The 11,329-nt window shown below is 62.0% G+C and carries 9 protein-coding genes; 4 read left to right on the forward strand and 5 right to left on the reverse strand.

Annotation, left to right across the window (positions count from 1 at the left end):
- Positions 1–29: 29 nt before the first annotated feature.
- From ptsP to tadA, 4 genes are all read left to right on the forward strand, one after another.
- Positions 30–2,564, forward strand: coding sequence for a phosphoenolpyruvate--protein phosphotransferase (ptsP, locus tag AC1DIG_RS16395; protein ID WP_477768125.1), 2,535 nt, complete (start codon positions 30–32; stop codon positions 2,562–2,564).
- A 2-nt stretch (positions 2,565–2,566) separates the two neighbouring features.
- Entirely contained in the window at positions 2,567–2,851 is a 285-nt protein-coding gene (locus AC1DIG_RS16400; RefSeq protein WP_477768126.1) for a PTS sugar transporter subunit IIB, read from the forward strand.
- Positions 2,852–3,185: 334 nt separating this feature from the next.
- The gene (locus AC1DIG_RS16405) at positions 3,186–4,562 is read left to right on the forward strand and encodes a multicopper oxidase family protein (RefSeq protein WP_477768127.1); all 1,377 of its coding nucleotides are present in this window, start codon (positions 3,186–3,188) and stop codon (positions 4,560–4,562) included.
- The gene (gene tadA, locus AC1DIG_RS16410; RefSeq protein WP_477768128.1) at positions 4,562–5,059 is read left to right on the forward strand and encodes a tRNA adenosine(34) deaminase TadA; all 498 of its coding nucleotides are present in this window, start codon (positions 4,562–4,564) and stop codon (positions 5,057–5,059) included. Before AC1DIG_RS16405 ends, tadA begins: the two co-directional genes overlap by 1 nt.
- A 133-nt stretch (positions 5,060–5,192) precedes the next feature.
- On the opposite strand, the gene cmoB is transcribed toward tadA, so the two are convergent.
- The 5 genes from cmoB to lon all read right to left on the reverse strand — a co-directional run bounded on the left by cmoB (position 5,193) and on the right by lon (position 10,762).
- Positions 5,193–6,149 (reverse strand): tRNA 5-methoxyuridine(34)/uridine 5-oxyacetic acid(34) synthase CmoB, encoded by a 957-nt coding sequence (cmoB, locus tag AC1DIG_RS16415; protein ID WP_477768129.1) that lies wholly within the window; start codon positions 6,147–6,149, stop codon positions 5,193–5,195.
- Positions 6,146–6,925 (reverse strand): carboxy-S-adenosyl-L-methionine synthase CmoA, encoded by a 780-nt coding sequence (gene cmoA, locus AC1DIG_RS16420; protein WP_477768130.1) that lies wholly within the window; start codon positions 6,923–6,925, stop codon positions 6,146–6,148. Before cmoA ends, cmoB begins: the two co-directional genes overlap by 4 nt.
- A gap of 181 nt (positions 6,926–7,106) precedes the next feature.
- The gene (locus tag AC1DIG_RS16425; RefSeq protein WP_477768131.1) at positions 7,107–7,742 is read right to left on the reverse strand and encodes a lysoplasmalogenase; all 636 of its coding nucleotides are present in this window, start codon (positions 7,740–7,742) and stop codon (positions 7,107–7,109) included.
- Between the two features lie 2 nt (positions 7,743–7,744).
- Positions 7,745–8,137, reverse strand: a complete 393-nt coding sequence (locus AC1DIG_RS16430; protein ID WP_477768132.1) for a protease inhibitor I42 family protein — start codon at positions 8,135–8,137, stop codon at positions 7,745–7,747.
- Between the two features lie 204 nt (positions 8,138–8,341).
- Positions 8,342–10,762 carry an endopeptidase La gene (lon, locus tag AC1DIG_RS16435; RefSeq protein ID WP_477768133.1) on the reverse strand — a complete coding sequence of 807 codons (2,421 nt, stop codon included), beginning with the start codon at positions 10,760–10,762 and terminating at the stop codon, positions 8,342–8,344.
- Positions 10,763–11,329: the final 567 nt, after the last annotated feature.

The raw sequence follows: 11,329 nt of genomic DNA on the forward strand, positions 1-11,329 counted from the left end.
CTACACAGAACAAAACCGCAGGTGAAGTCATGACCCTAACCCAACCCTTGCAATTGCTGGCGCCGCTGTCCGGGGTGCTGATGCCGCTTGATCACGTGCCGGATCCGGTGTTCGCCAGCCGGGTGATCGGCGACGGCCTGTGCATCGATCCGACCTCGCAGGTCCTTTGCGCACCGTTGGCCGGCGTCGTCAGCAACCTTCAACACAGCGGCCATGCGATCAGCATCACCGATGACAGCGGTGTGCAGGTGTTGCTGCACATTGGCCTGGACACCGTGAACCTCGCGGGCCAGGGGTTCAGCGCCTTGGTCGAGCAGGGCCAGCGTGTCGAGGCCGGGCAGTCGTTGATCGAGTTCGATGCCGACTATGTCGCCCTGCATGCTCGCAGCCTGTTGACCTTGATGCTGGTGGTCAGCGGCGAGCCCTTCAGTCTGCTGACACCGGACAGCGGTCTGGTGGCCTGTGCGCAGCCGGTGTTGCGCCTGAGCCTGGGCGATCCGCGTACCGTTGTTGCGCAGGAGGAGGGCGAAGCGCTGTTCTCCAAACCGATCCACCTGCCTAACCCCAATGGCCTGCACGCACGGCCGGCGGCGATCTTTGCCCAGGCGGCGAAAGGGTTTACGGCGAGCATTTGCCTGCACAAGCAGCAGGACAGCGCCAACGCCAAGTCGCTGGTAGCGATCATGGCGTTGCAGACGGTGCACGGCGATGCGTTGCAGGTCAGTGCGGTGGGCGAAGATGCCGAATTGGCAATCAGCACGCTGGCCCAATTGCTGGCGGATGGCTGCGGTGAAGCTGTGACTCCGGTGGCGGTGGTAGCGCCAGTGGTTCAGGCGCAAGAGGTGTCGACGAAGCTGCTGCGCGGAGTCTGTGCTTCGGCGGGTTCGGCCTTCGGGTACGTGGTGCAAGTCGCTGAGCGCACCCTGGAAATGCCTGAGTTTGCTGCGGATCAACACCTGGAGCGCGAGTCGCTGGAACGTGCGCTGACGCACGCGACACAGGCGCTGCAACGTTTGCGTGACAACGCGACCGCTGAGGCGCAGGCGGACATCTTCAAGGCGCATCAGGAGTTGCTGGAAGACCCGAGCCTGCTGGAGCAGGCCCAGGTCCTGATCGCTGAGGGCAAGAGCGCGGCGTTTGCCTGGAACAGCGCCACTGAAGCCACCGCTACGCTGTTCAAATCGCTGGGCAGCACGTTGCTCGCCGAGCGCGCGTTGGACCTGATGGACGTCGGTCAGCGTGTGCTCAAGCTGATTCTCGGGGTACCGGACGGTGTCTGGGAGTTGCCGGATCAGGCGATCTTGATTGCCGAACAACTGACGCCGTCGCAGACCGCTGCGCTGGATACCGGCAAAGTGTTGGGCTTCGCCACCGTCGGCGGAGGTGCCACCAGCCATGTGGCGATACTCGCCCGGGCTCTGGGTTTGCCAGCGGTGTGTGGTTTACCGATGCAGGTGCTGTCGCTGGCCAGTGGCACCCGAGTGCTGCTCGATGCGGACAAGGGCGAATTGCACCTGGACCCGGCGGTGTCGGTCATCGAGCAGTTGCACGCCAAGCGCCAGCAGCAACGCCAGCGTCATCAACACGAGCTGGAAAACGCTGCACGGGCGGCCGTCACCCGTGACGGTCATCACTTCGAAGTCACGGCCAACGTTGCTTCGCTGGCCGAAACCGAGCAGGCCATGAGCCTCGGGGCTGAGGGTGTTGGCCTGTTGCGTTCGGAGTTTTTGTACCTCGAGCGCCACAGTGCGCCGAGCCATGATGAGCAAACGATAACGTACAGCGCCATCGCCCGCGCACTGGGCCCGCAACGCAATCTGGTGGTGCGCACGCTGGATGTCGGCGGCGACAAACCCTTGGCCTATGTGCCGATGGACAGCGAGGCCAATCCATTTTTGGGCATGCGCGGGATTCGCTTGTGCCTGGAGCGTCCACAACTGTTGCGCGAGCAATTTCGGGCGATTCTGAGCAGCGCCGGACTGGCGCGTCTGCACATCATGTTGCCGATGGTCAGCCAGCTGTCGGAGCTGCGCCTGGCGCGGCTGATGCTTGAAGAAGAGGCGCTGGCGCTGGGGCTCAAGGAGCTGCCGAAACTGGGCATCATGATCGAGGTCCCGGCAGCCGCGCTGATGGCGGATCTGTTTGCGCCGGAAGTGGATTTCTTCTCCATCGGCACCAACGACCTGACTCAGTACACCTTGGCCATGGACCGCGATCACCCGCGGCTGGCCAGTCAGGCTGACAGTTTTCACCCATCGGTGCTGCGCCTGATCGCCAGCACCGTGAAGGCCGCCCATGCCCATGGCAAGTGGGTCGGCGTGTGTGGCGCGCTGGCGTCGGAGACTCTGGCAGTGCCGCTGTTGCTGGGGCTTGGCGTGGATGAGCTGTCGGTCAGCGTGCCGCTGATTCCAGCGATCAAGGCAGCGATTCGCGAGGTTGAGCTCAGCGACTGTCAGGCCATCGCGCATCAGGTGCTGGGGCTGGAAAGCGCCGAGCAGGTCCGCGCGGCCTTGAGCTTGCAGCAGCAGGCGATGGTCGAAACTTCACAGGTGTTGGAGAACTGAACATGTTCGAGAAAATGCAACGGGTGTTCTGGAAGGCATTGACCCCAGACCTGGTGGTGGATGAGCCGAAGGTGGCTGCTCATCCTGTCTCGGGCCTGGCTGCGAATGTCGTCGCCGCGCTAGGCGGGGCGAGCAATCTCAAGTCGCAGCAGCGGGTTGCCCTGACGCGGGTGCGGGTGGAGTTGAAAGATGCCGCGCTGTTGGACGCGACAGCCTTGCGTGCAGCGGGTGTACCGGGGGTGATGGCGTTGGCGGGTGGGGTGGTGCATTTGATCACAGGACTGTAGGCGCAATCTGCACATCTGCGCCCCCGATCTCCCGTAGCAGCTGCCGAGCAGCGCGAGGCTGCGTTCGGCGGCGCAGCCGTCGCAAAACCTCTCACCGCGTTCTTTCAGGTAAACCACGTCAGCCGGACTACGACGGCTGCGCCGCCGAACGCAGCCTCGCGCTGCTCGGCAGCTGCTACGGGGACGAGTACGGGGACGGGCGTAGTTATTCATCGCGAGCTTTGCTCCTGCGATAGGAAACCCGCGTTGCCCTTACTGTTTCTCATCCGCAGGTGTATCGTATTCGCCTTTTGCAGGCATAGGCCTGCTGCTGATACGTGAGGTTGTTGAGTTCATGTCCTTTACCCGTCGACAAATACTGGGTGGTCTGGCCGGTTTGGCAGTGGTGGGCGTCGGGGCCGGTGGTGCATCGCGTTACTGGCTGGGGAAAATGGCCGACGCCAGTGCGGGTCACGACTACGAGCTGATCGCCGCGCCGCTGGATGTTGAGCTGGTGCCGGGGCACAAAACCGAGGCCTGGGCCTTTGGTCCGTCGGCGCCGGGGACGGAACTACGGGTGCGCCAGGGCGAATGGCTGCGGGTGCGTTTCATCAACCACCTGCCGGTGCCCACCACCATTCACTGGCACGGCATCCGTTTGCCGCTGGAGATGGACGGCGTGCCTTACGTCTCGCAATTACCGGTGCTGCCGGGCGAGTATTTTGACTACAAATTCCGCGTGCCGGACGCTGGCAGCTACTGGTATCACCCGCACGTGAACAGCAGCCAAGAGCTGGGGCGCGGGCTGGTCGGGCCGCTGATCATCGAAGAGCGCGAGCCCACCGGTTTCAAGTACGAGAAGACCCTCAGCCTGAAAAGCTGGCACGTCGATGAAGAGGGCGCGTTCGTGCCGTTCAGCGTTCCTCGTGAAGCGGCGCGGGGTGGTACGGCCGGGCGTCTGGCGACCATCAATGGTGTGCCACTGCCGGTGATCGACTTACCGGCCGGGCAGATCACCCGGGTGCGCCTGCTCAATCTCGACAACACCCTGACTTACCGCCTCAACATTCCCGGCGTCGAAGCGCAGATCTACGCGCTCGACGGCAACCCGATCGAGCCGCGTCCGCTGGGCAAGGAATACTGGCTGGGGCCGGGCATGCGCATTTGCCTGGCGATCAAGGCCCCAGCGGCGGGTGAAGAATTGTCGCTGCGTAACGGGCCGGTGCGCATTGGCACTTTGCGTTCGGTGGCCAACAATGACGCGCCAACCCAGTGGCCACCGGCGCTGCCGGCCAACCCGATTTCCGAGCCGGACCTGGCCAATGCCGAGAAGCTCAACTTCAATTTCGAGTGGGTTGGATCGGTGTCGGTGAACGTCGATAATGGCAAGCCGCCGAGCCTCTGGCAGATCAATGGCAAGGCCTGGGACATCACCGACAAAACCTGTGCCGACCGCCCGATTGCCAAGCTTGCGAAAGGCAAAAGCTACATTTTCGAATTGAAGAACATGACCCAGTACCAGCATCCGGTTCACTTGCACGGCATGAGCTTCAAGGTCATTGCCTCGAACCGCAAAAAGATCATTCCGTATTTCACCGACACTTACCTGCTGGGCAAGAACGAACGCGCCCAGGTGGCGCTGGTGGCGGATAACCCGGGGGTGTGGATGTTCCACTGCCATGTGATCGACCATATGGAAACCGGCCTGATGGCCGCGATCGAGGTGGCCTGATGCGTCAGATACGCCCGGCGAAGATCATCGACCGTAGCCGCGATCAGGACTTCATGCGCGAAGCCCTGGCGCTGGCCGCACAAGGTGCCGCCCTCGGCGAAGTGCCGGTGGGTGCGGTGCTGGTGCAGGACGGTGAAATCATCGGTCGCGGCTTCAATTGCCCGATCAGCGGCAGCGACCCCAGCGCCCACGCCGAAATGGTCGCGATCCGCGCTGCGGCGCAGGCCGTAAGTAACTATCGTCTGCCGGGCAGCACGTTGTACGTCACGCTGGAACCGTGCAGCATGTGCGCCGGTTTGATCGTGCATTCGCGGATTTCGCGGGTGGTCTACGGGGCGCTGGAGCCCAAGGCCGGGATCGTGCAAAGCCAGGGGCAGTTTTTCACCCAGGGCTTTCTCAATCACCGGGTGCTGGTCGAAGGCGGGGTCTTGGCCGAAGAGTGCGGCACGGTGCTGAGCGAGTTCTTCAAGGCCCGACGCGCCAAACCAGCAGACTAAACACATGACCCATGTGGGAGCGAGCTTGCTCGCGATGAGGCCATAACATCCAACATCAATGTTGTATGACAGTCCGCTATCGCGAGCAAGCTCGCTCCCACAGGGGATCTCCAGTGATCAGGAGAATGGTGTTTTACTTGCGGGCGACGATCACCGCGCGCATCGGCGCCGGCAGACCTTCAATGGTCTTGCTGTGGTCCTCGGGATCGAGGAAGTCGCTCAACGACTGATACTTCATCCACTCGGTCCCGCGTTGTTCTTCAACGGTGGTCACGCTGACATCCACGCAGCGCACATCGCTGAACCCGGCCCGGCGCAGCCAGAGCATCAGCGCCGGCACCGACGGCAGGAACCAGACGTTGCGCATCTGCGCATAACGGTCTTCCGGTACCAGCACCTGCTGCTCATCGCCTTCGATCACCAGCGTTTCCAGCACCAGTTCACCGCCCTTGACCAGGCAATCCTTCAGCGCCAGCAAATGCTCGATTGGCGAGCGGCGATGGTAGAACACGCCCATGGAAAACACGGTGTCGAAGCCTTCCAGATTCGGTGGCAGGTCTTCAAAAGGAAATGGCAGGTGCCAGGCATTGGGCTCCGACAGGTAACGCTGCACCGCCTGGAACTGGCAGAAAAACAGCCAGTTCGGATCGACGCCGATCACGCTGTCGGCACCCGCACCGAGCATGCGCCACATGTAGTAGCCGTTGCCGCAGCCGACATCGAGGATGCGTTTACCCTTGAGGTCCAGGTGCGGGGCGACCCGCGACCACTTCCAGTCCGAGCGCCATTCGGTGTCGACGTGCACGCCGAACAGGTCGAACGGACCTTTGCGCCAAGGCGACAAGCCCATCAATGCGGTACGCATTTGCGCGCGGGTTTCATCGTCGCAGTCGGTGTTCAGGGTCAGGCCGTTCAGCAGGTCGACTTCACTCGGCTGGAGCTTCGGCAAAGCGTCCAGCGCACTCTGCCAGCGCTCGAGGTCGCCGTGACCTTTTTCCATTTTTACGTCGAGTTGCGCTTGCAGGGTGTTGGCCCAGTCGGCCAGCGGTGTGCCGGCCAGACGGCGGGCGAGGGGAGACAGATCAATCATGGCAAGGCAATCAACGAGGCAAAGTTAAGACACTGGAACCACGGCACGACTTTCGAGAACCCGGCAGCCAGCAGGCGTTCGCGGTGTTCTTCGAGGCTGTCGGGCTTCATGACGTTTTCGATGGCGCTGCGCTTCTGGGCGATTTCCAGTTCGCTGTAGCCGTTGGCGCGTTTGAAGGCGATGTGCAGGTCGGTGAGCAGCGTGTGTTCTTCGGCGTCTTCGAAACGCAGCTTCTCCGACAGAATCAGTGCACCACCGGGCAACAGCGACTGCCGGATGCGCCCGAGCAGTGCCAGGCGTTGGTCCGGGGCAATGAATTGCAGGGTGAAGTTCAGCGCCACCACCGAGGCCGGTTTGAACTCCAGCGCGAGAATGTCGCCTTCGATCACTTCAACCGGCAGCAGCTCCTGGAACATCGAGTCCTGGCCGTTGAGGTATTCGCGGCAACGCTCGACCATCGCCGCCGAGTTATCCACCGCGATCACCCGGCAACCGTCGGTGCGCACGTGACGGCGCAGGGCCTGGGTCACCGCGCCGAGGGAAGAACCCAGGTCGTAGAGCACGCTACCCGGTTGGGCGAACTGCGCCGCGAGCACGCCGAGGTTTTCGACAATGGTCGGGTAACCCGGCACCGAGCGCTTGATCATGTCCGGGAACACCCGCACCACGTCCTCGTTAAAGGCGAAGTCAGGCACCTGGGCCAAAGGCTGGGCGAAAAGGCGATCGGATTCTTTGCTCACGGCGGTTCCAGCGGCGGATGTGGAAAAGGCCGGCATTTTAGCCAACTTGGCGCGTGGATGCGCGGGTTGTCTGATAAACCGCCCGCATGCGCTGAAGTTTGCGTCGTCAGTGAAACCGCTATCGCGAGCAAGCTCGCTCCCACAATGGTTCTGAGTCGGGCACTTACCCTGTGTGCAGCACAAATCAAATGTGGGAGCGAGCTTGCTCGCGATGAATTCAGTGCGGTTTCTGGGTGAACGCCGACGCGGTAATCCCCCATTGCCCCAGCCAATAGCTGAGGATGATCACGTAGGGCGCCGCCTGGAACGGCACTACAAAACGGCTGATGCCAATCACGCTGTCGGAGAACACAAACGCCAGCGCCCCACCGGCCGCCAACAGCGCCGAGCGTTTGGGCACGTCGCTGCCCAAACGGGCCAATGCCCTCCAGAGCATGGCGCTGATGGCCACGCCGTAAACGATCACCGGAACCAGCAACGGCCCCAGGCCATGGCTGATCAGGATCCCCAGCAACACGGCACCGACGCCGAGCGCGAAGATCAGCGGCACCAGCGCCAAGCGTCGGCAATCACTCAAATAGGCTTTCAAGTACACCAGGTGCGCCACCAGAAACGCGCCCAGACCAAATACGAATAAATCCCCCGGCCACGCCAGCAGCACATCGCCGAGCACGGAAAACATCAGGCCTAGGCTGATCCAGCGCCGATAGTCGCTGGGCGGAGCGTCGTGCAACCAGCCGAGTAGCGCTAACACGGGCAGCGGTTTGACCAACAGGCACAGCAACGCGGCGTGTACGCTCACTCCGTAGAGAAACGTTACCGCGCCCATCAGCGCCAGAATCAGCCAGCCCATGATCAGTTCACCGAAATCGCGCAGTCGAAGGTTTGCGCAGGCTCGACTTCCGGCTCCCACGGCTGTTGATAAGTCAGACGCAAACGCCCGTTACCCGCGGCGAACGCTTGAAAGCGCCAGGTCGATTGCCCGCCACTGCCCACCAGCCCGCTGTTCTCCGGGTTGCTGTAAACCTCAGGGCTGATTGCCCGCAGCACACCACCGGCCGAATCCTGGATCGCCCAGCGATAACCGGTGGTCGGGTTGCTCGGCAGCGTCAGGATCAGGTGTTGCCCGTTATTCAGTTGCACCGGGCATTCGCTTTGTTTTTCCACCGTCACGTTCTGTTTCGGTTGAGTGGCGCAGGCGGCCAGCAGGGCGAGGCTCAGGGGGACCAACAGGCGAGTGGGGGACATAAGGTCAGCGGCTCCGGTATTCACGACGAACGGCGAGCATAACCGAAGATGAGACTAAGTGTGACGCTCCCGACTGGGACGGCCGGAGAGTTGGCGTCGTGAGTGCTGACGCCATCGCGAGCAAGCTCGCTCCCACAGGTTTATCACTATCCCTGTGGGAGCGAGCTTGCTCGCGATGGCGATGGTAATGGCGCTACATCACTGTCAGAACAACACCTTCGCCACATCCGCAAAACGCTTGGCGAAGTGCACGGTAATCCCTTCCTTCAGGTAATCCGGCAATTCCTCGAAACTGCCACGGTTGGGCTCGGGCAAGATCAGTTCGAAGATCTTCTGGCGCCGCGCCGCGATCACCTTCTCGCGCACACCACCAATCGGCAGTACATGTCCGGTCAGGGTCAGTTCACCGGTCATGGCCACGCCTTTTTTCGGCGGCTGATTGCGTGCCAGCGAGAGCAGGGCGCTGGCCATGGTTACGCCAGCGCTTGGGCCATCTTTCGGCGTTGCACCTTCCGGTACATGGAGGTGGATGAAGGCTTCGTCGAAGAACTTCGCGTCGCCACCGAACTGCTTGAGGTGCGAGCTGACGTAGCTGTAGGCGATCTCGGCCGATTCCTTCATCACATCACCCAGTTGCCCGGTGAGCTTGAAGCCGCGGTTGAGGGTGTGGATGCGCGTGGCTTCGATCGGCAAGGTCGCGCCGCCCATGCTGGTCCAGGCCAGGCCGGTGATGACGCCGGTACCGGACAGCACTTGTTCGTTGCGGAACACCGGCATACCGAGTGAGGCTTCGAGGTCTTTGGGGCCGAGCTTGATCACAGCTTTCGGTTCGTCGAGCAGCTTCACGACGGCTTTGCGCACCAGTTTGCCCAGTTGCTTTTCCAGCTGACGCACCCCGGCTTCGCGGGCGTAACCGTCGATCAAGGCTTTCAGCGCGCTGTCGCTGATGGACAGGCTGGTTTTCGACACCCCGGCTTTCTCAAGCTGTTTAGGCCACAGGTGACGCTTGGCAATGGCGACCTTTTCCTCGGTGATGTAACCCGACAGGCGAATCACTTCCATCCGGTCGAGCAATGGGCCGGGAATCGAGTCCAGGGTGTTGGCGGTGCAGACGAACAGCACTTTCGACAGGTCCAGGCGCAGGTCCAGGTAATGGTCGAGGAATTCGACGTTCTGTTCCGGGTCCAGGGTTTCCAACAGCGCCGAGGCCGGATCGCCCTGGAAGCTTTGGCCCATCTTGTCGATCTCGTCGAGCATGATCACCGGGTTCATCACTTCAACGTCTTTCAACGCCTGGACCAGCTTGCCCGGCAGCGCACCGATGTAAGTGCGACGGTGGCCCTTGATCTCGGCTTCGTCGCGCATGCCGCCGACGCTGAAGCGATAGAACGGCCGCCCCAACGACTCGGCGATGGATTTGCCGACACTGGTCTTGCCCACGCCCGGTGGGCCGACCAACAGCACGATGGAGCCGGCGATCTCACCTTTGTAGGCGCCGACCGCAAGGAATTCGAGGATCCTGTCCTTGATGTCGTCGAGCCCGGCGTGGTGCTGGTCGAGGACTTTACGTGCGTGTTTGAGGTCGAGTTTGTCCTCGCCATAAACGCCCCACGGCACCGCTGTCGCCCATTCCAGGTAGTTGCGGGTCACGGCGTATTCCGGCGAGCCGGTTTCGAGGATCGACAGCTTGTTCATTTCCTCTTCGATGCGTTTCTGTGCCTGTGGCGGCAGGACCTTGCCCACCAGCCGCTGCTCGAACTGCTCGACGTCGGCACTGCGGTCGTCCTTGGTCAGTCCCAGTTCCTGCTGGATGACCTTGAGTTGTTCCTTGAGGAAAAACTCGCGCTGGTGCTCGCCGATCTTGCGGTTCACTTCGGCGGAGATTTCTTTCTGCAAACGCGCGACTTCGACTTCCTTGCGCAGCATCGGCAGGACTTTTTCCATGCGCTTGAGCATTGGCACGCAGTCGAGCACTTCTTGCAGCTCGCTGCCGGTGGCCGAGGTCAGGGCGGCGGCGAAGTCGGTCAGTGGCGACGGATCGTTGGGGCTGAAGCGGTTGAGGTAGTTTTTCAGCTCTTCGCTGTACAGCGGGTTGAGCGGCAGCAGTTCCTTGATCGCGTTGATCAGCGCCATGCCGTAGGCCTTGACCTCATCGGTCGGCTCGCTTGGCTGGTGCGGGTATTCGACTTCCACCAGGTACGGTGGGCGATGGTGTTTGAGCCAGGTCTTGAGGCGTACGCGGGTCAGGCCCTGGGCGACGAATTGCAGTTTGCCGTTTTCGCGGCTGGCGTGATGGACTTTCACCAGGGTGCCGTAGAGCGGCAGGGCGGAGGTGTCGAAGTGCCGAGGGTCTTCCTGCGGGGTGTCCATGAAGAACAGCGCCAGCGAGTGATGTTCGGACTTGGCGACCAGGTCGAGGGTTTCGGCCCAGGGTTCTTCGTTGACGATCACCGGCAGTACTTGCGCGGGGAAGAACGGGCGATTGTGGATCGGGATGATGTAGACCTTGTCCGGCAGGTTCTGGCCGGGCAGGGCCAGGCCTTTGCCTGTTGAGGTGTGGTGTTCGGCGTTTTCGGGGTCGGCGTAGTCGCTCGGGTTTTCCGGGAATTCTTGCTGGTCGCTCATGGGGCACCTGCGCAATGGGGTATGAGGGATAGATGGGGCAGGTGGTGGGTGGTTTCAATGGGGGGCGGTTGTTAGCGGGTGTTTCACAAGGTGTATTCGTCCAACTATTGTGGGAGTGAACCTGCTCGCGAAGGCGGCCTGACAGCCGGCCTATCTCCCGCAGATGTACACAGTTCACCTGTGGGAGCTGGCTTGCCTGCGAAGGCGGCCTGACAGCCGGCCTATCTCCCGCAGATGTACCCCAATCCATTGTGGGAGCGAGCCTGCCCGCGATGACGGCCTGACAGCCGGCCAACCTCTTACAGGTGTACATATCCATTCCTGCGGTAACGGCCACTTAGGGTTTCGCCTGACGGCGACTCACTTTTTTTACAAGCGCCTAAAAAAAGTAAGCAAAAAAACGCTCGCCCCAAGCGTACGGCACCTCGCCTAGGCTCGGCGTTCCCTCGCTCCGGTGTCCATCAGGGGGCATCGCCTACGGTCTGCTTCGCGACGACCTCCTCTCGATGTGTCCGGCTGCGCCGTACGGCGCTGCGCGCCCACCCCCTGATGAACACCTCCACTCGG

The organism is Pseudomonas sp. 05N431 (assembly GCF_056397005.1).

Bases quoted from the DNA above. Each gene is read 5' to 3' on its own strand.
- ptsP (WP_477768125.1), top strand. From the start codon at position 30: ATGACCCTAACCCAACCCTTGCAATTGCTGGCGCCGCTGTCCGGGGTG.
- AC1DIG_RS16400 (WP_477768126.1), top strand. From the start codon at position 2,567: ATGTTCGAGAAAATGCAACGGGTGTTCTGGAAGGCATTGACCCCAGAC.
- AC1DIG_RS16405 (WP_477768127.1), top strand. From the start codon at position 3,186: ATGTCCTTTACCCGTCGACAAATACTGGGTGGTCTGGCCGGTTTGGCA.
- tadA (WP_477768128.1), top strand. From the start codon at position 4,562: ATGCGTCAGATACGCCCGGCGAAGATCATCGACCGTAGCCGCGATCAG.
- cmoB (WP_477768129.1), bottom strand. From the start codon at position 6,149: ATGATTGATCTGTCTCCCCTCGCCCGCCGTCTGGCCGGCACACCGCTG.
- cmoA (WP_477768130.1), bottom strand. From the start codon at position 6,925: ATGCCGGCCTTTTCCACATCCGCCGCTGGAACCGCCGTGAGCAAAGAA.
- AC1DIG_RS16425 (WP_477768131.1), bottom strand. From the start codon at position 7,742: ATGGGCTGGCTGATTCTGGCGCTGATGGGCGCGGTAACGTTTCTCTAC.
- AC1DIG_RS16430 (WP_477768132.1), bottom strand. From the start codon at position 8,137: ATGTCCCCCACTCGCCTGTTGGTCCCCCTGAGCCTCGCCCTGCTGGCC.
- lon (WP_477768133.1), bottom strand. From the start codon at position 10,762: ATGAGCGACCAGCAAGAATTCCCGGAAAACCCGAGCGACTACGCCGAC.